Origin of the sequence: Pseudidiomarina insulisalsae (genome assembly GCF_003987065.1) — a bacterium.
Classification (GTDB): Bacteria; Pseudomonadota; Gammaproteobacteria; order Enterobacterales; family Alteromonadaceae; genus Pseudidiomarina; species Pseudidiomarina insulisalsae.
The window spans coordinates 1-22,953 of sequence record NZ_PIPY01000002.1 but is presented as its reverse complement, the minus strand read 5'-3'; the positions used below and the strand labels follow the sequence as shown (position 1 = coordinate 22,953).

Annotated in this window: 14 protein-coding genes; 12 read left to right on the top strand and 2 right to left on the bottom strand. The window is 51.8% G+C overall.

The features are described from left to right. The first annotated feature begins 11 nt into the window (after positions 1 to 11). The 7 genes from rpoC to CWI71_RS01615 all read left to right on the top strand — a co-directional run bounded on the left by rpoC (position 12) and on the right by CWI71_RS01615 (position 11,468). Positions 12 to 4,250, top strand: coding sequence for a DNA-directed RNA polymerase subunit beta' (gene rpoC, locus CWI71_RS01645; protein ID WP_126753527.1), 4,239 nt, complete (start codon positions 12 to 14; stop codon positions 4,248 to 4,250). 217 nt (positions 4,251 to 4,467) lie between these two features. Next, positions 4,468 to 5,991 carry a serine hydrolase domain-containing protein gene (locus CWI71_RS01640; RefSeq protein ID WP_157981031.1) on the top strand — a complete coding sequence of 508 codons (1,524 nt, stop codon included), beginning with the start codon at positions 4,468 to 4,470 and terminating at the stop codon, positions 5,989 to 5,991. A 171-nt stretch (positions 5,992 to 6,162) separates the two neighbouring features. Then, positions 6,163 to 6,537 (top strand): 30S ribosomal protein S12, encoded by a 375-nt coding sequence (rpsL, locus tag CWI71_RS01635; RefSeq protein WP_126753525.1) that lies wholly within the window; start codon positions 6,163 to 6,165, stop codon positions 6,535 to 6,537. A gap of 78 nt (positions 6,538 to 6,615) precedes the next feature. Then, a complete protein-coding gene (rpsG, locus tag CWI71_RS01630; RefSeq protein ID WP_126753524.1) occupies positions 6,616 to 7,086 on the top strand; it encodes a 30S ribosomal protein S7 in 471 nt (156 codons plus the stop codon). A gap of 27 nt (positions 7,087 to 7,113) precedes the next feature. Further along, the gene (fusA, locus tag CWI71_RS01625) at positions 7,114 to 9,237 is read left to right on the top strand and encodes an elongation factor G (RefSeq protein WP_126753523.1); all 2,124 of its coding nucleotides are present in this window, start codon (positions 7,114 to 7,116) and stop codon (positions 9,235 to 9,237) included. A 59-nt stretch (positions 9,238 to 9,296) separates the two neighbouring features. Beyond that, positions 9,297 to 10,481, top strand: coding sequence for an elongation factor Tu (gene tuf / locus CWI71_RS01620; RefSeq protein ID WP_126753522.1), 1,185 nt, complete (start codon positions 9,297 to 9,299; stop codon positions 10,479 to 10,481). A 210-nt stretch (positions 10,482 to 10,691) separates the two neighbouring features. Next, complete coding sequence (locus CWI71_RS01615; protein ID WP_126753521.1) at positions 10,692 to 11,468, top strand: hypothetical protein; 777 nt, start codon at positions 10,692 to 10,694, stop codon at positions 11,466 to 11,468. On the opposite strand, the gene glsB is transcribed toward CWI71_RS01615, so the two are convergent. Together glsB and uvrA are read right to left on the bottom strand one after the other, a co-directional pair. Further along, positions 11,465 to 12,421, bottom strand: coding sequence for a glutaminase B (gene glsB, locus CWI71_RS01610; protein ID WP_126753520.1), 957 nt, complete (start codon positions 12,419 to 12,421; stop codon positions 11,465 to 11,467). The two genes, CWI71_RS01615 and glsB, sit on opposite strands and share 4 nt — an antisense overlap. Positions 12,422 to 12,425: 4 nt before the next feature. Further along, the gene (gene uvrA, locus CWI71_RS01605; protein WP_126753519.1) at positions 12,426 to 15,257 is read right to left on the bottom strand and encodes an excinuclease ABC subunit UvrA; all 2,832 of its coding nucleotides are present in this window, start codon (positions 15,255 to 15,257) and stop codon (positions 12,426 to 12,428) included. A 129-nt stretch (positions 15,258 to 15,386) separates the two neighbouring features. On the opposite strand from uvrA, the gene CWI71_RS01600 reads away from it, so the two are divergent. From CWI71_RS01600 to CWI71_RS01580, 5 genes are all read left to right on the top strand, one after another. Then, positions 15,387 to 16,772: an MFS transporter gene (locus CWI71_RS01600; protein ID WP_126753518.1), complete on the top strand. Its 1,386-nt coding sequence runs from the start codon at positions 15,387 to 15,389 to the stop codon at positions 16,770 to 16,772. A 15-nt stretch (positions 16,773 to 16,787) separates the two neighbouring features. Continuing rightward, on the top strand, positions 16,788 to 17,330 hold the full coding sequence (gene ssb, locus CWI71_RS01595) for a single-stranded DNA-binding protein (RefSeq protein WP_126753517.1): 543 nt from the start codon (positions 16,788 to 16,790) through the stop codon (positions 17,328 to 17,330). A gap of 109 nt (positions 17,331 to 17,439) precedes the next feature. After that, a complete protein-coding gene (locus tag CWI71_RS01590; protein ID WP_126753516.1) occupies positions 17,440 to 18,363 on the top strand; it encodes a type 2 periplasmic-binding domain-containing protein in 924 nt (307 codons plus the stop codon). Next, complete coding sequence (locus tag CWI71_RS01585) at positions 18,360 to 20,801, top strand: EAL domain-containing protein (RefSeq protein WP_198678707.1); 2,442 nt, start codon at positions 18,360 to 18,362, stop codon at positions 20,799 to 20,801. Before CWI71_RS01590 ends, CWI71_RS01585 begins: the two co-directional genes overlap by 4 nt. A 54-nt stretch (positions 20,802 to 20,855) precedes the next feature. Further along, positions 20,856 to 22,796, top strand: coding sequence for an alpha/beta hydrolase family protein (locus CWI71_RS01580; RefSeq protein WP_126753514.1), 1,941 nt, complete (start codon positions 20,856 to 20,858; stop codon positions 22,794 to 22,796). Positions 22,797 to 22,953: the final 157 nt, after the last annotated feature.

Sequence of the window (22,953 nt, the reverse complement as noted above, 5' to 3'; positions counted from 1 at the left end):
GGAGATAAATCGTGAAAGACTTATTGAAGTTTTTAAAACCGTTAAACCAGACTGAAGAGTTCGATGCGATTCGCATCGGACTTGCTTCGCCGGACATGATCCGTAGCTGGTCTTACGGTGAAGTTAAAAAGCCAGAAACGATCAACTACCGTACCTTCAAGCCGGAGCGTGACGGCCTGTTCTGTGCGCGTATCTTTGGTCCGGTGAAGGACTACGAATGCTTGTGCGGTAAGTACAAACGTTTGAAGCATCGTGGCGTTATCTGTGAGAAGTGTGGCGTTGAAGTTACATTGACCAAGGTGCGTCGTGAGCGTATGGGCCACATTGAATTGGCGAGCCCGGTAGCGCACATCTGGTTCCTGAAATCATTGCCAAGCCGCATCGGCCTGATGCTTGATATGACATTGCGTGATATCGAGCGGGTACTGTATTTCGAATCTTATGTCGTCACTGAAGCAGGCATGACGTCGCTTGAGCGTGGGCAAATTCTGACTGAAGAAGAATACCTCGACGCACTTGAAGAGCATGGCGACGAATTCGAAGCCAAGATGGGTGCCGAAGCTGTTCTGAGCCTGTTGCACCACATTGATATCGAAGCCGATATCAAACAGTTGCGTGAAGAGCTGCCAGAAACCAACTCGGAAACCAAACGGAAGAAGATCAGCAAGCGCCTGAAGCTGCTTGAATCATTCCATCAGTCAGGCAACAAGCCTGAGTGGATGATTCTGAAGGTACTGCCAGTGCTGCCGCCTGACTTGCGTCCATTGGTACCGCTTGACGGTGGCCGTTTCGCAACTTCCGATCTGAACGACCTTTACCGTCGTGTGATCAACCGTAACAACCGTTTGAAGCGCCTGCTTGATCTGGCTGCGCCAGATATCATCGTGCGTAACGAAAAGCGTATGTTGCAAGAAGCGGTGGATGCGCTGCTGGATAACGGTCGTCGTGGCCGTGCCATTACCGGCACCAACAAGCGTCCATTGAAATCGCTTGCTGACATGATCAAAGGTAAGCAGGGTCGTTTCCGTCAGAACTTGCTTGGTAAACGGGTTGACTACTCAGGCCGTTCAGTAATTACTGTTGGTCCTAAGCTGCGTCTGCACCAGTGTGGTCTGCCGAAGAAAATGGCATTGGAGCTGTTCAAGCCGTTTATCTACGGTAAGTTGGAAGGCCGTGGCCTGGCAACGACCATCAAAGCAGCCAAGAAAATGGTTGAGCGCGAAATCCCTGAAGTATGGGACGTGCTGGACGAAGTCATCAAAGAACACCCGGTGATGCTAAACCGTGCACCAACCCTGCACCGTTTGGGTATCCAGGCGTTCGAACCGGTACTGATCGAAGGTAAGGCGATTCAGCTGCACCCATTGGTGTGTGCGGCCTATAACGCCGACTTTGACGGTGACCAAATGGCGGTTCACTTGCCGTTGACCTTAGAAGCGCAACTAGAAGCACGTGCGCTGATGATGTCAACCAACAACATCCTGTCACCAGCTAGTGGTGACCCGATCATCGTCCCTTCACAGGACGTTGTCTTGGGTCTTTACTACATGACGCGTGAAAAAGTAAACGCGAAAGGTGAAGGCATGGTCTTCAAAAACGCCAAGGAAGCAGAAAAAGCTTACCGTACTGGCGTTGCTGAGCTACACGCCCGCGTCAAGGTTCGCCTTGCCGAAGTGAGCATCAGTGAAGAAGGCGAGCGTACCCATACTTCTACGATTTATGATACGACGGTTGGCCGTGCCATTTTGTCGTTAATCTTACCGGAAGGTATGCCGTTTGAAATGATTAACCAGTCGATGGGCAAGAAGCAGATCGGCCGGTTGTTGAACACCTCGTACCGTGATCTGGGTCTGAAGCCGACAGTTATCTTCGCTGACCAAATTATGTACACCGGTTTCCATTATGCAATGGTGGCGGGTGCATCGGTTGGTATTGATGACATGGTCATTCCGGACGCGAAGAAAGACATCATTGAGTCTGCTGAAGAAGAAGTTGCTGAAATTCAGGAACAGTTCGAGCAGGGCTTGGTGACTGCCGGCGAGAAATACAACAAAGTTATCGATATCTGGTCGACCGCGAACGAGAAAGTTTCCAAAGCAATGATGGAAAACCTCTCGAAAGAAGTTGTGGTCAACCGTGAAGGTGAAGAAGAAGAGCAGGACTCGTTCAACTCGGTCTATATGATGGCGGACTCAGGCGCTCGTGGTAGTGCCGCACAGATTCGTCAGTTGGCCGGTATGCGTGGTTTGATGGCGAAGCCGGACGGCTCCATCATCGAGACGCCGATTACTGCGAACTTCCGTGAAGGTCTGAACGTACTTCAGTACTTCATCTCGACCCACGGTGCACGTAAAGGTTTGGCCGATACCGCATTGAAGACTGCGAACTCAGGTTATCTGACCCGCCGTCTGGTTGACGTTGCCCAGGACGTGGTCATTGTTGAGGAAGACTGTGGTACCCACGAAGGTCTCTTTATCAAGCCGCTGATTGAAGGTGGTGATGTGGTTGAGCCGCTGCGCGAGCGTGTCTTGGGTCGCGTCGTCTGTGATGACGTACTGATGCCTGGTTCAGACGAGGTGCTGATTACTCGTAATACGCTTCTTGATGAGAAGATGTGTGACCTGTTAGAGCAAAACTCGATTGACGAAGTGAAAGTACGCTCGGTGATTACCTGTGACACCGACTTTGGCGTGTGTTCACACTGTTATGGTCGTGATCTGGCCCGTGGCCACATCGTGAATCAGGGTGAAGCAGTGGGTGTTATTGCTGCTCAGTCGATTGGTGAGCCGGGTACCCAGCTGACCATGCGTACCTTCCACATTGGTGGTGCGGCATCACGTGACTCTGCGGCAAGCAGTGTTCAGGTGAAGAACAAAGGTACACTGAAGCTGCATAACGCGAAGTATGTTGAAAACACTGATGGCCACATCGTTATCACTTCACGTTCAACGGAACTGACGTTAATCGATGAGTACGGTCGCGAGCGCGAGCGTTACAAACTGCCATACGGTGCGGTACTGAAGAAGAGCGAAGGTGACAGCGTTGATGCTGGCGAAATCGTGGCGAACTGGGATCCGCATACGCACCCAATCATCACTGAAGTTGCCGGTCGTCTGAAGTTCGTCGACTTGATTGATGGCGTTACGATGACCCGTCAAACCGACGAGCTCACCGGTCTGTCAAGTATCGTAGTACTTGAAACCGGTCAGCGCACCAGCGCCGGTAAAGACATGCGTCCAATGGTGAAACTGGTCGACGAAAAAGGTAACGACGTGAATATCGCCGGTACCGATATGCCAGCGCAGTACTTCCTGCCAGGCAACGCGATCATTAACCTTGAAGATAATGCCGAAGTGAAAGTAGGTGATACGGTTGCACGTATTCCACAAGAAGGCTCGAAAACGCGCGACATTACCGGTGGTCTGCCGCGCGTTGCCGACTTGTTCGAAGCGCGTCGTCCGAAAGAGCCTGCGATTCTTGCCGAAATTACCGGTACGGTAAGCTTTGGTAAGGAAACCAAGGGTAAACGTCGTCTGATCATCACTCCTGCTGAGGGTGGCGACCAGTACGAAGAGATGATTCCTAAGTATCGTCAGTTGAACATCTTCGAAGGTGAGCAAGTGACCAAAGGTGAAGTCATTGCCGATGGTCCTGAAGCGCCGCACGATATTCTGCGTCTGCGTGGTGTAAGCGCGTTGGCCAACTATATCGTCAACGAAGTACAGGAAGTTTACCGCCTGCAGGGTGTAAAAATTAACGATAAGCACATCGAAACGATCGTTCGTCAGATGCTGCGTAAGGCGATTATCCTGAGCCCGGGTGAAACGGAACTGCTCGAAGGCGAGATGATGGAACTGTCTGACGTATTGGCGGCGAACGCGAAGGCGGAAGCCGACGGTAAGATCCCAGCGACCTATGAGCGTCAGCTGTTGGGTATTACCAAAGCGTCACTGTCGACCGAGTCGTTCATCTCTGCGGCGTCGTTCCAGGAAACGACCCGCGTTCTGACCGAAGCTGCGGTACAGGGTAAGCAAGACCCACTGCGTGGTCTGAAAGAGAACGTTATCGTGGGTCGTCTGATCCCAGCCGGTACCGGTTTCGCTTACCACCGCGACCGTGCGCGCAAGCGTATGGAAGCATTAGCGCAGGGCGAAGCTCCGAAGCTGACTGCAGAGGAAGCTGAGCAGCAACTTGCTGACGCACTGAACTTCGGTAACGAAGAAAAGGACAACGGCGATAACGCAGAATAAGCGTTCGTAGTTTGTTACGTAATTTGTAACATAAAAGGCCAGTCGCTAACTCGACTGGCCTTTTTTATTGGGCTAACGTAAATCCTATGTTGATGCAACGTGGTCGCCAAACAACAAGGAGCCGAGGCCCATGAATTCCCTTCGACAATCTTCGCAATCAGGTTTACTTTCGAAACTGCTGTGTTGGCTGGGCGCCATACTAGTGTCTGGCACTGCGATGGCTAGTTCTTTAGATGGCACCTGGCGAGGCGAGCTTAACTACCAGGATAATTTGAGTATGGTGATAGGCATCACTATCGAAGATGGTGAAGCCACGTTTGCCAGCCCGAATCAGGGCCTGTACGCGCAGCCGGTCAGTGCATTTGAGGTGGATGGCGACACCGTCACTGTGCAAGTGGCCGAGTTGAACCTCGCTTTTCGGGGCGTGGTCAGTCACGAGCGCATGGTCGGCGAGTTCACGCAGGGCCAAAGTTTTCCGTTAACGCTGACCCGTCTGGACGCTACGGCACTGCAGCGCCTGCAGTACGAAGGCCAATACGCTGGCGCGCTTGATGTCAACGGCAATGAATTACCCTTGCAGGTAAATATTGCGGTGCTCGTAGACGGCTACCTGGGAACCCTGGACAGTCCGGCCCAACAAACTTTCGGCCTGCCGCTGGCTGAAGTAAAAATCGATGCCATGCGTCTGAGCTTCACTTCGCCGATCATCAAGGCGGCTTATGCGGGGGAAGCACAAAGCGAGGGCAGTTATGTGGGCGCCTGGCATCAGGGCCTGCCCATGCCGCTCACGCTGACCCGGGTAACCGAAGACACTCCTGCACCGCAAGTGAAACAGCACGACTTTGGCGAGTTTGGCGGTGCCACAGCAATCATCTCAGGTGGCGACCCGCAGGTGAATTATTTTGGCGAGCATGATTCGCAGACGTTGTACGAGATCGGCTCGGTAAGTAAAACTATCGTCAGTTATCTGCTCGCCAGTGCGGTAGTTGAGGGCAAGGTTGCTTTAACTACGCCGTTACAGCGCTTCTTCCCATCCGCTCCTGAGGGGATAACGCTGCAGTCGCTGGCGACACATACCAGCGGGTTACCGCGATTGCCTGCCGATCTGTTTGCTCAGGCCACGGGGCATGACCCCTATGCACATTACGATCGACAGATGCTTGCGCAAGCACTTGCTAGCGTTGAGCTGCACAACAAGGGACATTTGTATTCCAATTTCGCGGTGGGAGCGCTTGCTGAAGCACTGGCCGTTGCCTATGACATGTCGTTTGCAGAGCTGGTTCGGAAAAGGGTATTTAAGCCTTTCAATATGACCAGTGCGTATGTTGCTACTCCTGATGCGCCGCACCGTGAGGCCCTGGCGATTCCGCATGATACCTTAGGTAATGTGGTATCACCCTGGCGTTTTCAGGCGCTGGCCGGTGCCGGTGCTGTGGTGGCAACCTTGCCTGATATGATTGCCTACGTGCAGGGGCTGAACCAGGCGCTTGCAGATAGTCCGCAGTTACGGGAGGTGTTACTGACGCCCCGCGCTGACTTTGGTGACTGTTGCCAACAGGCACTTGGCTGGTTTTTACAAGAGGATGACGACGGCAACACCTTTGTTTGGCATAATGGCCAAACAGCTGGCTTTAGCAGTTACGTCGGCTTTTATCCCGATGGCTCGCGCGCCGTTATTTTCCTCAATAACCAGGCCCGGCCAATGAATGCTGAGGCACAACAACGATTAACCGACCGCTAAGGCACAAAACAGGCGGCCAAAGCGCCGCCAATCATCGCTTTTCCTTGACAGTCCAATTATTGACCATTAAAATTCGGCCTCCCCGTAATTGGCGGGCGTTTAGCTCGTGGATGCAGGGGACTTGGATTTTTTCACTCTGTTGAGCGACATCAACAAAATCAGGAGTTATGAATGGCAACAGTTAATCAGCTGGTGCGCAAAGGTCGTCAAAAGCCGGTTGTTAAGAGCAACGTTCCGGCACTTGAGGCTTGCCCACAAAAACGCGGTGTATGTACCCGTGTTTACACAACCACCCCTAAAAAGCCGAACTCAGCGCTACGTAAAGTTTGTCGTGTGCGTCTGACCAACGGTTTCGAAGTTTCTTCGTACATCGGTGGTGAAGGTCACAACCTGCAAGAGCACTCTGTCGTATTGATTCGCGGCGGCCGTGTAAAAGACTTGCCAGGTGTTCGTTATCACACAGTGCGCGGTGCGCTTGACTGTGCCGGCGTAAACGATCGGAAACAAGGCCGTTCGAAGTACGGCGCGAAGCGGCCGAAGTCTTAACGGTTCTCCGTTAGTAAGGCCAAACACTGTAATTTGTAAGTTTTGGGGAATACCCTGAATTAATCGGAGAATATTAAGATGCCTAGAAGACGCGTCATTGGTCAACGTAAAATCCTGCCGGATCCTAAGTTCGGATCAGAGTTGTTGGCTAAATTTATCAATGTCGTCATGGTAGACGGCAAAAAATCTGTCGCAGAGAAAATTATCTACGGTGCTTTAGATATCATGGCTGAAAAGACCAAGAAAGAGCACTTAGAAGTATTTGAAACAGCATTGGACAACGTACGTCCTACGGTAGAGGTTAAGTCACGCCGCGTGGGTGGTTCAACTTACCAGGTACCTGTAGAAGTTCGTCCGGTGCGTCGTAATGCACTGGCTATGCGTTGGTTAGTTGATGCCGCGCGTACTCGGGGTGAAAAATCCATGGCTCAGCGCCTGGCAGGTGAAATGCTAGACGCATCAGAAAATAAAGGCTCTGCTGTGAAGAAGCGTGAAGACGTCCACCGTATGGCCGAAGCGAACAAAGCGTTCGCCCACTACCGCTGGTAAATTCACAGTTAACCCAAAGAGGAATTTATGGCTCGTAAAACTTCGATTGAGCGCTACCGTAATATCGGTATCTGTGCTCACGTAGACGCAGGTAAAACGACCACCACTGAGCGTGTGTTGTTCTACACTGGTCTGTCTCACAAAATTGGTGAGGTACATGACGGTGCAGCAACCACTGACTGGATGGAGCAGGAACAAGAGCGTGGTATTACCATTACCTCAGCTGCGGTTACCTGTTTCTGGCGTGGTATGGATGCACAATTCCCAGAGCACCGCGTTAACATCATCGACACCCCGGGACACGTTGACTTCACTATCGAAGTAGAACGTTCTCTGCGTGTACTTGATGGCGCTGTTGTTGTTCTGTGTGCATCTTCAGGTGTACAGCCACAAACCGAAACGGTTTGGCGTCAGGCCAACAAATACGAAGTACCACGTATGGTCTTCGTGAACAAGATGGACCGCGCTGGTGCGGACTTCTTGCGTGTTGTTAAGCAGATCAAATCACGTTTGAACGCAACTCCGGTACCCATTCATTTGGCGATCGGTGCTGAAGATAACTTCAAAGGCGTTGTTGACTTGATCAAAATGAAAGCGATCAACTGGAACGAAGCAGACCAGGGCATGACCTTCACTTATGAAGACATCCCTGCTGACTTGGTTGATGAAGCAGAACAGTATCACAACGAGTTGGTTGAAGCGGCAGCGGAAGCAAACGACGAGTTGATGAACAAATACCTTGAAGAAGGTGAACTGTCAGAAGCTGAAATCAAGCAAGGTCTGCGTCAGCGTACCCTGAACAACGAAATCGTATTGTGCTTGTGTGGTTCTGCATTTAAGAACAAAGGTGTACAAGCGGTACTTGACGCTGTTATCGAGTACTTGCCGTCACCTACAGAAGTTAAAGCGATTCGCGGTATCCTGCCAGACGAATCAGAAGGCGTGCGTAAGTCTGACGACGCTGAGCCGTTCTCAGCGTTGGCGTTCAAAATCGCAACCGACCCGTTCGTTGGTACTTTGACCTTCTTACGTGTTTACTCGGGCGTACTGTCACAAGGTGACACCGTATTTAACCCGGTAAAAGACAAGCGTGAGCGTATTGGTCGTATGGTACAGATGCACGCGAACGACCGTCAGGAAATCAAAGAAATCCTGGCTGGTGACATCGCTGCAGCTATCGGTCTGAAAGACGTAACGACTGGTGACACCCTGTGTGACCCGAACAACGTGATTACCCTTGAGCGTATGGAATTCCCAGAGCCGGTAATCTCTGTTGCTGTAGAACCAAAAACCAAAGCTGACCAGGAAAAAATGGGTATTGCTTTAGGTAAACTGGCTGCAGAAGATCCGTCGTTCCGCGTGAAGACTGATGAAGAATCAGGTCAGACGATCATCTCTGGTATGGGTGAGCTTCACCTGGATATCATCGTTGACCGTATGAAGCGTGAGTTCAAAGTTGAATGTAACGTAGGTAAACCACAGGTTGCTTACCGTGAAACTATCCGCAAAGCGGTTGAAGTTGAAGGTAAGTTCGTACGTCAATCAGGTGGTCGTGGTCAGTTCGGTCACGTCTGGCTGAAACTTGAACCGATGGAATTCGACGCTTCTGACGACGAAACTCCTAACTACGAATTCGTCAACGAAATCGTAGGTGGTGTAGTACCGAAGGAATACATTCCAGCGGTAGACAAAGGTATCCAGGAGCAAATGCAAAATGGTGTACTTGCTGGTTACCCACTGCTAGGTGTTAAAGCGACGTTGTACGATGGTTCATACCACGATGTCGACTCATCAGAAATGGCGTTTAAAATTGCTGGTAGCATGGCTTTCAAGAAAGGTGCATTGCAAGCAAACCCAGCGGTTCTTGAGCCGATGATGAAAGTCGAAGTTGTTACTCCTGAAGAGTTCATGGGTGACGTAGTTGGTGACTTGAACCGTCGTCGCGGTATCATCGAAGGCATGGAAGATGCCCCAGGTGATCTGAAAGAAGTGCGTGCTCAAGTTCCATTATCAGAAATGTTCGGTTACGCTACTGACCTGCGTTCGCAGACTCAGGGCCGTGCATCTTATGCAATGGAATTCCTGAAGTACAACGAAGCACCAAACAACATTGCTGAGCAGGTTATTGCTGCTCGTCAAGCTAAAGATTAAGTAGAGTCTGGTCCGGTTCTCTACGGGACCGGACTTTTAACTTAAGTTAAGGAAAAGTCATGTCAAAAGAAAAATTTGAACGTTCCAAACCGCACGTTAACGTTGGTACTATCGGCCACGTTGACCATGGTAAAACCACTCTGACTGCAGCGATCACTACTGTATTGGCTAAAACCTACGGTGGTTCAGCGAAAGACTTCGCTGCGATCGATAACGCTCCAGAAGAGAAAGCGCGTGGTATCACCATCTCTACTTCACACGTAGAGTATGACACGCCAACGCGTCACTACGCACACGTTGACTGCCCAGGACACGCTGACTATGTGAAAAACATGATCACCGGTGCTGCGCAGATGGACGGCGCTATCCTGGTAGTAGCTGCAACTGACGGCCCAATGCCACAAACACGTGAGCACATCCTGTTGTCACGTCAGGTAGGCGTACCTTTCATCGTTGTATTCATGAACAAATGTGACATGGTTGACGACGAAGAGCTGTTAGAGCTGGTTGAGATGGAAGTTCGTGAACTTCTTTCTGAGTACGACTTCCCAGGTGACGACCTGCCAGTTATTCAAGGTTCAGCTTTGAAAGCACTGGAAGGCGAAGAGCAGTGGGAAGCGAAAATTCTTGAGCTGGCAGAAGCTCTTGATACTTACATCCCAGAGCCAGAGCGTGATATCGACAAGCCGTTCATCATGCCAATCGAAGACGTATTCTCGATCTCAGGTCGTGGTACTGTAGTAACTGGTCGTGTAGAGCGTGGTATCGTTCGCACGGGTGACGAAGTAGAAATCGTAGGTATCAAAGACACCACTAAGACTACCGTAACTGGTGTTGAGATGTTCCGTAAGCTGCTTGACGAAGGTCGTGCAGGTGAGAACATCGGTGCGTTGTTGCGTGGTACCAAGCGTGACGAGATCCAGCGTGGCCAGGTACTGGCGAAGCCAGGTTCAATCACTCCACACACCAAGTTTGAAGCAGAAGTGTACGTACTGACCAAAGAAGAAGGCGGTCGTCACACTCCATTCTTCAAAGGTTACCGTCCACAGTTCTACTTCCGTACAACTGACGTAACTGGTGCAGTACAGCTGCCAGAAGGCGTGGAAATGGTCATGCCAGGCGACAACCTGAAATTTGTTGTTGACCTGATTCACCCAATCGCGATGGACGAAGGTTTACGCTTCGCAATCCGTGAAGGTGGCCGTACAGTAGGCGCCGGCGTTGTATCTAAAATCTTAGATTAATAGCGCGGCGTTTATCTGACGCAATTGAAAAGGGAGCCTTGGCTCCCTTTTTTCGTTGTCAAAGGCAACCCCGTTAATAGTTACTGGATATTAGATACTGCAAACCAATATCCATTATCCGATAACCAATAACGCGGTTGGTTTTTTGCCTTGACTTTTGTGGTTGGGTTGCGGAAGATAAATTTCAATTTAGGTGGCGCTGAGGACATCGTGCGTTATTTCATAGCACTCGCTATTCTAGCACTTGCTTTACTTCCAAATTCCAGCAGGGCGGCGCAACGGATCCATATTGCCGCTTACGAGTACCCTCCCTATTTCTCAACCTTCAGCGAAACGCATTTGCTGGGTGATTTGGTCGAACTCCTCAATCGCTCGCAGCACGACTATGAATTTGTTATCCATGACATCCCCTCGAAGGCACGCTTTAGAGCGCTAAGCAGCTCTGGCTGCTGTCATATGATGCTATTTGAGTCACCGGGATGGGGCTGGTCGGAGAGTTTGCCTGAAGTGGAGTTCGGGCAGACCCTGGTGAAGGGGGCGGGCCGGCTGATAGCACTGAACAAACAACAGCGTCGGGATCAGGCGTTTTTCAACCGCGAGGGCCTGCGGTTTGGCGGTATTATCGGCTATCACTACTCATTTCTGAATAACCGCACTGACGCGGAACTGCTTGAACAGAAATACAATGTTTATCTGTCGCTGAGCCATCAGGTGAATCTGAAGATGTTGCTGAATAATCGCCTGGATGTGGTGATGACCCATGATCAGTATCTGGTGCAACTGCAGGATGAGCCCTGGTTTGATCAGCTGTTACTGCAAAGCGAACCTTACATGGAGTATGACCTGCGTAGCGTCATTAACCCCAGGAAAGGTTTCACCCTTAGTGAATGGCAAGCCGTGTTGCAGCCACGCATTGACGACGGTAGTTTTGTCGCCTTACTGGCCCGCTATCATTTACCCTGGCCGCCGCGGCCGCTGGAACTTTAATAGACGCTCAGGCCAAGCTGATTTGCCAGACTACGGATCATCGCCATACTGCGTGCCGAGTTACCGTAAGCATTCAGCGGTGGTGACCAGGCAGCAATCACACCATAGTCAGGCACGATCGCGACAATGCCGCCGCCCACACCACTTTTCGCTGGCAGGCCCACGGTAAAGGCAAACTGTCCCGACTGATCATACATGCCGCTGGTGCTCAACAGCGCATTAATGCGCTGGGCATCACGGTGTGAAGTAATTTGCTGACCGCTACGGGGACACTTGCCGCGATTGGCCAAAAAGGCAAAGCTGCGGGCAAGATCTTCGGTAGACATACTAAGCGCGCATTGCCAGAAATAGTGATCTAAGACCTCTTCAACATCGGCTTCAATATTGCCAAAGCTTTTCATCAGGTAGGCCAGCGCAGCATTACGCGCGCCATGGTTTTTCTCAGACTCATGCACGCGCGGATCAGCTGTTACCGTGTCGCGGTTACACAGCCCCCGCACCATGCTACGAACGGCTGACTTACTGGCTGAGTAATGACTTACCAGCACGTCGCTAACCAGAATGGCACCGGCGTTGATCATCGGATTGCGTGGAATGCCGCGTTCCCACTCCAGCTGCACAATGGAATTAAAGGGTTGTCCGGAGGGCTCCATTTGTACCCGTTGCCACAGTGCGTCACCCATGCGCTCCATCGCCAGCATCAGGCCAAAAATCTTTGAGATGGACTGAATGGAGAAAGGCTGATGGGCATCACCGACCGAGGTGACCTTGCCGTCGAGCGTTGCGACCGTTAGGGCGCAACACTCGGGAGACACTTCGGCAAGGGCAGGAATGTAATCAGCAACCTTGCCGTCAGTAATTTCACGCGCTTGCTGCAGAATTTCCTGCAGCAGCGACTTCAAATTATCCGGCGCGTGTATCGGCTGGCCGCCACTAATCACATCTTGTGTCATAAACCTAACTTTGTTTTAGCATGGGTGCCAGGAAGCGCGCTGTATGTGAACGCTCACAATCAAGTATCGATTCAGGCGCGCCTTCGGCAAGAATTTCACCGCCGCCGGCGCCGCCCTCAGGCCCCAGATCGACAATCCAGTCGGCAGTCTTAATGACATCCAGATTGTGTTCAATAATGACAATAGTATTGCCATGGTCACGCAGACGATGCAGCACCGTCAACAACTGCTGGATATCATGAAAGTGCAGGCCGGTGGTCGGCTCATCAAGAATATACAGGGTTTTACCGGTATCGCGTTTGGAGAGTTCGCGCGACAGCTTCACCCGCTGCGCCTCACCACCTGACAAGGTCGTTGCGGACTGGCCCAGACGAATGTAGCTCAGGCCAACGTCCATCAAGGTCTGCAACTTACGGGCAATGGCCGGTACCGGCGCAAAGAACCCGTGCGCGTCTTCCACGGTCATTTCCAGCACTTCGTGAATGCTTTTGCCTTTGTAGGTAATTTCCAGCGTTTCACGGTTATAGCGCTTACCTTTACAGATATCACAAGGCACGTACACGTCGGGCAGGAAGTGCATCTCGACTTTAATCACGCCGTCGCCCTGACAGGCTTCACAGCGACCGCCGCGGACATTGAAACTGAAGCGCCCCGGCTTGTAACCACGTGAGCGCGCCTCTTCGGTGCCCGCGAATAACTCGCGGATAGGGGTGAAAATGCCAGTGTAAGTTGCCGGATTGGAGCGCGGTGTACGACCAATCGGACTTTGATCAATATCGACAACTTTATCGAGGTACTGCATGCCGTCAATGTCACGATAAGGCGCTGGCTCGTTGGCCGTTGCCTTGTTGAGATCGCGATGGGCGATGCGGAACAGAGTGTCATTGATCAGTGTTGACTTGCCCGAGCCCGAGACCCCGGTGACACAGGACATCAGTCCTACCGGCAGCTTCAGCGTGACATCTTTGAGGTTGTTGCCAGTGGCGCCAGAGAGCGTCAGCCAGTTCTCTCCCGGCTGATGTCGTTGCTTAGGCACCTCAATCATCTTGCGACCTGACAGATAGTCAGCGGTAAGCGAGCGCTCACTTTTTAGAATGTCATTAATGTCGCCCTGTGCCACGACCTCACCACCATGAACGCCAGCCCCAGGACCTATATCGATCACATAGTCCGCCGCACGAATCGCGTCTTCGTCGTGCTCAACCACAATCACGGTATTACCAAGATCACGCAGGCGGGTGAGCGTATTCAACAGGCGTTCATTATCACGCTGATGCAAACCAATCGAAGGTTCGTCCAGAACGTACATAACGCCAACCAGACCGGCGCCAATCTGACTGGCCAGACGAATGCGCTGGGCCTCACCACCAGAGAGGGTTTCAGCGCTGCGCGATAAGCTCAGGTAATTCAGACCGACGTTCACCAGAAAGCCCAGACGATCGTTAATTTCTTTTAAGATTTTCTCGGCGATCTGAGCGCGTTGGCCGTCAAGTTTAAGCTCGCTGAAAAATTGCAACGCTTCGCCGATGGAGCGCTCAACGACCTGCGGCAAAGTAGTATTTTGCACAAATACGTGGCGCGCTTCTTCACGCAGGCGGGTACCGCCACAGCTCTTACAGGGCTGTGCCGCGAGGTACTTCGCCAGCTCCTCGCGCACTGCGGTCGAGTCGGTCTCGCGGTAACGGCGCTGCATATTCGGAATAATACCTTCAAACGGATGACGACGTACGACGCGGTCGCCCCGGTCATTCATATAGGTAAATTCGATATTCTCGCGCCCGCTACCATAAAGAATGACTTCACGGTGCTTGTCACTCAACGAATTGAACGGCTTATTCAGGTCAAAGCCGTAATGCTTAGCGAGTGACTGCAGCATCTGATAGTAATAAAAGTTACGCTTGTCCCAGCCGCGAATGGCGCCGCCGGTGAGACTCAGGTCGGCATTGTTGATCACTTTTTGCGGATCGAAGAACTGTTCAATACCTAAACCATCACATGAGCTACAGGCACCGGCAGGGTTGTTAAATGAGAACAGGCGAGGCTCAAGCTCCTGCATGCTGTAACCGCAATGCGGACAGGCAAAGTTGGCCGAGAAGATCATCGGCACTAACGTTGCGTCGTCATCCATAGGCGCTACAATTGCTGTGCCTCCGCTAAGCTCAAGCGCGGTTTCAAATGACTCGGCGAGGCGCAACTCAAGGCCTTCGCGAACCTTAATGCGGTCGACAACCACTTCAATGGTATGCTTTTTTTGCAGTTCCAGTTTTGGCGGATCGCTCAGATCGCAAAGCTCACCGTCGATACGCGCGCGGATAAAGCCTTGCGCTGCCAAATTATCAAGCACTTTGGTGTGCTCACCTTTACGGTCCTGAATAATCGGCGCCAGGATCATTAATTTTTCGCCTTCAGGTAGCTCAAGCACCTTATCTACCATCTGCGAAACCGTTTGCGCGGCCAGTGGCTCATCATGGGTTGGACAACGTGGCTCGCCGACCCGCGCATACATCAGCCGCAGATAGTCATAAATCTCGGTAATAGTACCGACGGTCGAGCGCGGGTTGTGCGAGGTCGACTTTTGCTCAATCGAAATAGCCGGTGATAAGCCTTCGATGCTGTCGACATCGGGTTTTTCCATCAGTGACAGGAACTGCCGTGCGTAGGCTGAAAGCGACTCGACATAGCGACGCTGACCTTCTGCATAAAGCGTATCAAACGCCAACGACGACTTGCCGGAACCGGATAAGCCGGTAATGACGATAAGCTTATCGCGAGGCATTTTAAGCTGCAGATTTTTAAGGTTATGGGTGCGTGCGCCGCGTACTTCAATAAAGTCCATAGTAATAACCTGTAACTCCGTTGGCGAATGTGAAACGAGCATTATCGCACAGTGACCACCTTCTGGTACAATCACCCTCAAAATTTTGTCGCAAGCTCGAGCACACTGTTTCAAATAAATGAGAGATTGATGCCAAAACCTTCCAGTGAACAACGCCTTAGTGCAATTGAACGCCGCTCGTCCGGAGCTTTAGCTGCTGTTTTTGGACTACGGATGCTGGGACTGTTTTTGATCATGCCGGTCATGGCGATCTACGGTCAGGCCTATCCGGACTACACGCCACTATTGGTCGGACTGGCCATCGGCGCCTACGGTTTAACGCAAGCGTTATTACAAATTCCGATGGGCATGTTGTCGGACAAAATAGGGCGTCGACCCGTTATTATAGGCGGTTTACTGGTTTTTGTGCTGGGCAGTCTGGTCGCAGCTTATGCAGAAACGTTAACTGGCGTGGTGATCGGCCGCGCCTTGCAGGGCATGGGTGCGATTGCAGCCGCTATTCTGGCCCTCGCGGCCGACATTACCCGTGATTCACAGCGCCCCAAAGTAATGGCGCTGATCGGTATGTGCATCGGTCTGGCATTCGCTCTGGCATTAATCCTCGGACCTTTATTGGGTCCGCATATTGGACTGTCGGGACTCTTTTTATTCACCGCAGTGAGTGCGGTGTTTGGTCTGGTGGTTTTTTATTTTGCGGTACCTAAAGTCGAAGTACGTGCGCCGCGCGGTGATGTGTTGCCGAATAAACGAGAGTTCGCCTCATTAGCTAAGCACCCACAGCTGGCGCGCTTAAACGCGGGCGTATTTATTCTGCACTGCCTGCTTACCGCCTTTTTTGTGGTGGTACCGACGCAACTGGTACTGGGAGGCCTGGCAAGCGCGCAGCACGCCTGGCTTTATTTGCCAACGCTGATTGTATCGTTCGCCTTTATGATTCCAATGTTGATAGTTGCCGAAAAGCGCCGGCAGCAACCAGCTTTTTTCCGCGTCGCCATTGTATTGTTAATGCTGGCGGTCGCCATTATCGGATTTATCCAGGGCTCGTGGCTGATTTATGTCGCTGCTATTGTCCTGTTCTTTACCGGCTTTAATTTTCTCGAAGCTACATTACCGTCGACGCTGACACGATTCGCGCCCGCTGGCCGCAAAGGCAGTGCCAGTGGTATCTACGCGACGGCACAGTTTGCCGGGGCATTTGTGGGTGGTGCCGCTGGCGGTGCCATTTTACAGTCGGCAGGCGTTATCGGCGTTGTTGCCTTTGCGCTGATCCTGCTAGTATGTTGGCTGATGATTAGTTTCGGCATGTTGCCGCCGCCCCAGTGGCAGAATGTCAGTTTCAAACTGCAAGAATTACCGCCCACCGACGTGGAAGCCCTGACAACATCACTTGCTAACGCCCCGGGTGTGGAAGAGGTGAGGCTGGTGGCGAATGAGCAAATCGCCTATTTAAAAGTACATAAAACTGATTACAATGAAGAACAAGTTACGGCTATTGTTAAGCCGTATCAATCATGAGCAAAGGAGCAAGGCATGGCCAGTCGCGGCATCAATAAAGTCATTCTTATCGGAAACTTAGGCGCAAAGCCAGAAATCCGTTACACGCAAAATAATACAGCGATTGCCAACCTGTCGATTGCCACCAGTGAAACCTGGAAAGACAAGCAAACGGGCGAACCGCGTGAACAAACCGAATGGCATCGTTGTGTGGCCTATCGCCGTCTGGCAGAAATTGCTGGCGAGTACCTGGATAAAGGCTCAAAGGTTTATGTTGAAGGTCGTCTGCAAACGCGTAAATGGCAAGGCCAGGACGGCGTTGAACGCTACACCACTGAGGTCGTAATTAATGATCTGCAAATGCTCGACAGCCGCGGCGGCCAGGGTGGCGGTTATCAAGGCCAGCCATCCGGTGGTGGCCAGTACTCACAGGGCGGTGGCCAACAGCGTCAGCCTGCTCAGCAGCCACAAGGCGGCTTCAATCAAGGCGGCCAGCAGCGCCCGGCTCAGCAACCGCAGCAGCAGGATAACGACCCATTTATCCCGGATCAGGACTTCGACGACGATATCCCGTTCTAGCCCTGATTCAGGGCTTTTCTCGTTTTGCCGGCCGGCGCCGCAGAAATCTTTAGCGCTTGCTACACTTGATGGTATCATTCATCAACAAAGCGACTCGTAAAGTCATAGCATGCAGCGAACTCTGTTAATTCTGTGTAGTTTCTTACTGTTAGGGTGTCAGCAACAGCAGCAAAAAGCTGTAATTGTTGCTAACTCGTGGCTCGGGGCTGCGCCTCTATTTGCAACCGTCACTACCGAGCCCGAATCATTTCCCGCGCAGCTGAAAACTGTGATGTTGGCATCTGATGTAAGTGTGTTGCGCATGCTGAGCAACGGTGCTGCCGCGGGAGCCATTGTTACGCTGGATAATGCACTTGGCATCAACACGCTGACCGAGGGCGACTATTGTATCGCTATGGTTGTTGACCACTCGCGCGGTGCCGATGCCATTCTGGCTCGCGCTGACTGGAGCTACGACATTCATCGGCCGCTGCGTGTTGGGCTTGAAGACAGTACCCTGGCCCGCTATATGTTGACCAGTTGGCTAAAGGCTGCAAATATTCCTCCGCGACAAGTGCAAAGCAGCATTATGTTGCCTTCCGAGCAATTACAGGCATTTACTGAAAATAAGATCGATTTCATTGTGACTTATCAGCCTTTTGTCGAACGGCTGAAGCAGGTGGGTGCTAATGTCATTTTTTCATCGCGTCAGCATCGTCTGGAAATCTTTGACGTGCTGATTGTCGAGAAGCACCGCTGGCCCGAACTGTCAGGCGCTATTCTGTCGTTGCGCGAGCAGACATGGCCACAAACGCAACGTCTGCTTGCCGAGCAATCGCCGCAATTCTGGCTGGCCCTGCAAGCACTGACCGATACGAATGAGGCTGAACTCCAGGCGGGGTTGCAGGGCATCGAGTTTATTGGTGCCGGACAGCAGATGCAGGCGCTTGAACATGTCTTGGGTATCTCAACACCGGCAATCGCCGCTCACCTGGTAGAATTTGGTGTTTACGATCGGGTGACGCCACTGACTCAATGCGGGGCAGACTCATGAGGCGACTGGCATGGTGGCAGCGCTTAAGCGTACAAATCACCATTCCTATTTTAGTAGCGGTAGTGCTGCTATTGGCAGGACTTAGCTATTTCATGCTTGAGGCGCAACAGCGTGCGGCATTGCGCTCTGCAGAGCTGGAGCTGCGCAGTAGTTTATCGGCCGCGCAGGGCTCACTGAACCGCATGTACAGCAATGATCGAACGCAGCTCATTCCCGAGCTGCTAAGTGAGATTCATGTGCATCCGCGCGTCAACAATGCCGCTATCATCCAACCCGATAAGGAGCTCGTTGCTGTTTACGAACCCAAGCTCATGACGGGGGCCTTACCAGATTTTGTCAGTGAGCTCGAAAGCGCCACGCTTGAGCGCGTGTCCCAGACCGGACAAACACTGATTGAGTTTCATCCGCAGCATAAGCATATCGTTGCCCTGGTACCTATTATTGAGAGCCATCAGATTAACCGTCAGGCCCGGCGTAATATGCTGATAGTGGAGTATTTGCACGACCCGCAATTTTATCAGTGGGCCGCGATTCCCTGGTTACCATTGACGCTGCTGGCATTTTTGTTTGTGGTGGTTGGTTTTGTGCTGTGGTGGCTTTCACAGCGCAATATCGCCCATCCGGCGCGCCAACTCGCCGATGCAGTGACAGAGTTTGGTCAGGACGGCAGGCTAACCGCGAGTAAGCTGCCGGTGCGCGTACCGAATGAGTTTGGGGTGCTTGCGCAAACCTTGTTGCTGGCCGCTCGCGAGCGCCGTCAGCGCGAAGCGAAATTACGCCAACTCTCTGCGGCCGTTGAGCAGGCCAATGAGAACATCATGATTACCGACTTGAAAGGTAATATTGAGTATGTGAATCCAGCATTTGAAGAAACCACGGGCTACCAGCTTGACGAAATCAAAGGTCGTAACCCGCGCTTTTTAGCATCGGGCCGCACCCCCGCAGAGGAATACCAGCAGCTTTGGCAAAGCCTGCTGCGTGGCGAAACCTGGCAGGGCGAGCTGTACAACCAGACGAAAGATGGCGTTGAGTATCGCGAGTGGGCGACGATTTCTCCTCTGCGTGACGAGCACGGCCGGGTGACGCATTATCTGGCAAGTAAACTGAATATTACCGAGCGCGTCGAAGCTGAGGCCCAAATCGAATACCTGGCTTATAACGATGTACTGACCGGCCTTCCCAACCGTACCAGTTGTACCCGGCATCTGGAAAGACTTCTCTCGGCGGTAGAGACCGGACAGCATGGCGCGGTCATTCTGTTTGATCTTGATGGCCTGCAACGAATTAACGACGTACGTGGCTTTCAGTTTGGTGATGCCATTTTGCAGACCGTGGCGAATCGGTTACGCAATCTTGTCGCTAATGAGAAAGACGGCTTTGTTGGTAACCTTGGCGGCGACCTGTTTGGCGTGATTTTGGCGCCGCAGCCGAAAACCACCCGTGCCTTATTAGAAGATACGCAAGTGCTGGTGAAGCTGATCCTTTCTGAAATTAATCAGGGAATTATGGTCAATGACGAACATGTTTCGGTCACCGCCAGTGCCGGCATCGTAATTTATCCGGAAAATTCTGAGTCAGCTGAGGCCATTATCCGGCACGCTGAAACTGCGGTGCATACAGCTAAAGACGCGGGCGGCAACCAGACCGCTGTTTATGACGTTGCCTTTAGTCATGAGCTGGAAAAACGATACGACATTGAGCGCGAGTTGCGCACTGCCCTAAATGAAGGCGGACTGGAGCTTTATTTACAGCCAAAAATGTCGACAGCCGCCGAATTGGTCGGCGTAGAGGTGCTGATTCGCTGGAATCATCCGGAGCGCGGCCTGGTGTCACCTGCTGAATTTATTCCGGTCGCGGAACAGACCGATTTGATTGTTGACCTGGGCAAGTGGATTGTCCGTCACGCCCTGGCCGAGCTGAAACGTTTGCCAGAACCGATCACGCTGGCAATCAACATCAGTCCGCGGCAGTTCCGTAAGTATGATTTCGTGTACTTTATCGAGCGCGAGTTACAGTCGAGCAGCGTTGATGCCAGTCGGCTGGTGCTGGAAGTGACCGAAAACCTTTTTGTAGAAGATGTGAAAGACATTGTGAGTAAAATGACCGCCTTGCAGCAAACCGGTGTGCAATTCTCAATTGATGATTTCGGTACCGGTTACTCCTCGTTGTCGTATCTGCAAAAACTACCGATTCAGGAGCTGAAGATAGACAAAAGCTTCGTGCAGGCGATCAGTAACAGTGAACAGCGTGCGATTGTCGACTCGGTGATTGCCATCGCTAAAAACCTGAAGTTACGCATTGTCGCTGAAGGCGTGGAGACCCAGGCACAGGCAGATTACCTGGCCGAACGCGACCCCGAGATCGTATTACAGGGCTATTTGTACGAGAAGCCGTTACCGGTAAAAGTTTTCCAGAGCAAGTATCTGCAGGGCGACTAGCGTCGGGTGAAATTTGGACTAAACTTAGTCGGAATTTCACCGGAGGATACGCAAATGTCTAACAATAAATGGCTGTTTTCTCTTCTCTTAAGTTCGCTTGTGCTGGCCTGTAGCCCAGCACAGGAGAACGCCCCGGCGGACGCTGGCACGACCCGGTCAGAGCCCACCCGCCAAGTGACGCAGTACGACGCTGAAACTTTTTTTGCCACGACGACGTTGTTTGGCTCATCCGTTAGCCATGACAACAAAGAGGTCCTGGTTACCAGCGATGCTGATGGCATTTTTAATGTCTACAGCTATGCCGTTAATGATGGCAGCAAAACGCAGTTAACCCAGTCCACTGCCGACGCTTATGCCGGCATTAGCTGGTTCCCGGACGATAAACGCTTTTTGTATACCGCCGACCAGGGCGGCAATGAGTTGAATCACCTTTATGTACGTGAGTTGGATGGTTCGGTTCAGGATCTCACGCCGGGTGAGAATCTGAAGGCATCTTTTCTGGGCTGGCGCGCTGATGATCAGGCCTTTTTCGTAATGACCAATGAGCGCGACCCCGCCAGCTTTGATATTTACCGTTACCAGGTCAGTGATTATAGCCGTGAAATGGTCTTCAAAAATGAAGGCGGTTGGGCCGGAATGGAGCTTTCGCCTAACGGCGAGTGGTTAGCATTGGCAAAGGTCAACAGTAATAAAGATACGGACATTTATCTGTTAAATATGACAAGCGAAGCGGCACAGCCGCAGCTGATCACTGACAGTGACAAAGAAGTTGCCCATACTATTTTTAGCTTCACGCCCAACAGCCAGCAACTTATTTACGGCACCAATGCATATGGTGAATTCGTGCAAGCCTGGGCCTATGAGCTGAACACCGGTCAGCACGCAGTTGAATATGCCGATGACTGGGATGTCATGTTTGTCTATTTTTCTGATCGGGGCAGTTACCAGGTGATTGGCGTGAACGCCGATGCCAGTACTGAACTCACGATATTGGATCGGGACACTGGTGAACCTATCGCGATGCCCGACTTCCCGGCGGGCGATTTGCAGGGAGTAAACTTCTCCGACGACGAGTCACTGTTGATATTTTATCTTAACTCAGACACGTCTCCGTCAAACCTTTACGTCTGGCAAGTCGGCAGTGACCAGGTGAGTCGCCTTACTGACACGCTAAGCCCAGCCATCAATCCACAGCATCTGGTTGCCAGTGAGGTCGTGCGTTTTGAGAGTTTTGACGGTATTGAGATCCCGAACATTCTTTACCGTCCGCATCAGGCCAGTGCAGAAAACCCCGTGCCGGCAGTTATTTTCATTCATGGTGGGCCGGGTGGACAGACGCGCAAGGGTTATAGCCCGCTGCTGCAACACCTGGTAAATCATGGCTATGCCATTTTGGGTATCAATAACCGCGGTTCGTCAGGTTATGGCACTACCTTTTACCACCTTGATGATCGCCGTCACGGTGAAGACGATTTGCAGGATATTGTTTACGGTAAGCAGTATCTGCAAAGCCTGCCATGGGTAGCTAACGATCAAATAGCTGTTATGGGGGGTAGCTACGGCGGTTATTTGACCATGGCGGCACTTGCGTTCACTGACGAATTTGACGCCGGTATTAACATTTTTGGTGTGACCAACTGGGTGCGCACGCTGGAAAGCATTCCTCCTTGGTGGGCCACCTTCCGTCAGTCCCTTTACGATGAGCTCGGCGACCCTGCGGAACATGCCGAGCGCCTGCGCCGCATATCACCGCTATTCCATGCCGATCAGGTGCAGGCACCGGTGTTGATTGTACAGGGCGCGAATGACCCGCGCGTATTGCAGGTCGAGAGTGATGAGATGGTTGCGGCCATTCGTGAGAATGGCGTGCCGGTCGAATACGTTCTGTTTGAGGACGAGGGCCACGGCTTTCGCAATAAAGAAAACCGGATAGAAGCACAAGAAGCTTACCTGAACTTCTTAAACACTTATCTTAAACAAGAGCCAATGCAGTAGAAAAACAGAGAAAGAGCGGCACGGGATGCCTAATGCCGATCAGTTAAGAAATATTTTAGCGATCGCTTGACCGATCCTCCCAATAGATCAGAATCCGTAGTTAGTTAACACTGGCTACGGATTTTTTTATGCAACTTACTACAGCGCTGGCAATGGC

Coding starts and splice junctions, on each gene's coding strand:
- glsB (WP_126753520.1), bottom strand. CDS start 12,421: ATGACACAAGATGTGATTAGTGGCGGCCAGCCGATACACGCGCCGGAT.
- CWI71_RS01600 (WP_126753518.1), top strand. CDS start 15,387: ATGCCAAAACCTTCCAGTGAACAACGCCTTAGTGCAATTGAACGCCGC.
- CWI71_RS01580 (WP_126753514.1), top strand. CDS start 20,856: ATGTCTAACAATAAATGGCTGTTTTCTCTTCTCTTAAGTTCGCTTGTG.
- tuf (WP_126753522.1), top strand. CDS start 9,297: ATGTCAAAAGAAAAATTTGAACGTTCCAAACCGCACGTTAACGTTGGT.
- fusA (WP_126753523.1), top strand. CDS start 7,114: ATGGCTCGTAAAACTTCGATTGAGCGCTACCGTAATATCGGTATCTGT.
- CWI71_RS01585 (WP_198678707.1), top strand. CDS start 18,360: ATGAGGCGACTGGCATGGTGGCAGCGCTTAAGCGTACAAATCACCATT.
- CWI71_RS01590 (WP_126753516.1), top strand. CDS start 17,440: ATGCAGCGAACTCTGTTAATTCTGTGTAGTTTCTTACTGTTAGGGTGT.
- rpsG (WP_126753524.1), top strand. CDS start 6,616: ATGCCTAGAAGACGCGTCATTGGTCAACGTAAAATCCTGCCGGATCCT.
- ssb (WP_126753517.1), top strand. CDS start 16,788: ATGGCCAGTCGCGGCATCAATAAAGTCATTCTTATCGGAAACTTAGGC.
- CWI71_RS01640 (WP_157981031.1), top strand. CDS start 4,468: ATGGCTAGTTCTTTAGATGGCACCTGGCGAGGCGAGCTTAACTACCAG.
- uvrA (WP_126753519.1), bottom strand. CDS start 15,257: ATGGACTTTATTGAAGTACGCGGCGCACGCACCCATAACCTTAAAAAT.
- rpsL (WP_126753525.1), top strand. CDS start 6,163: ATGGCAACAGTTAATCAGCTGGTGCGCAAAGGTCGTCAAAAGCCGGTT.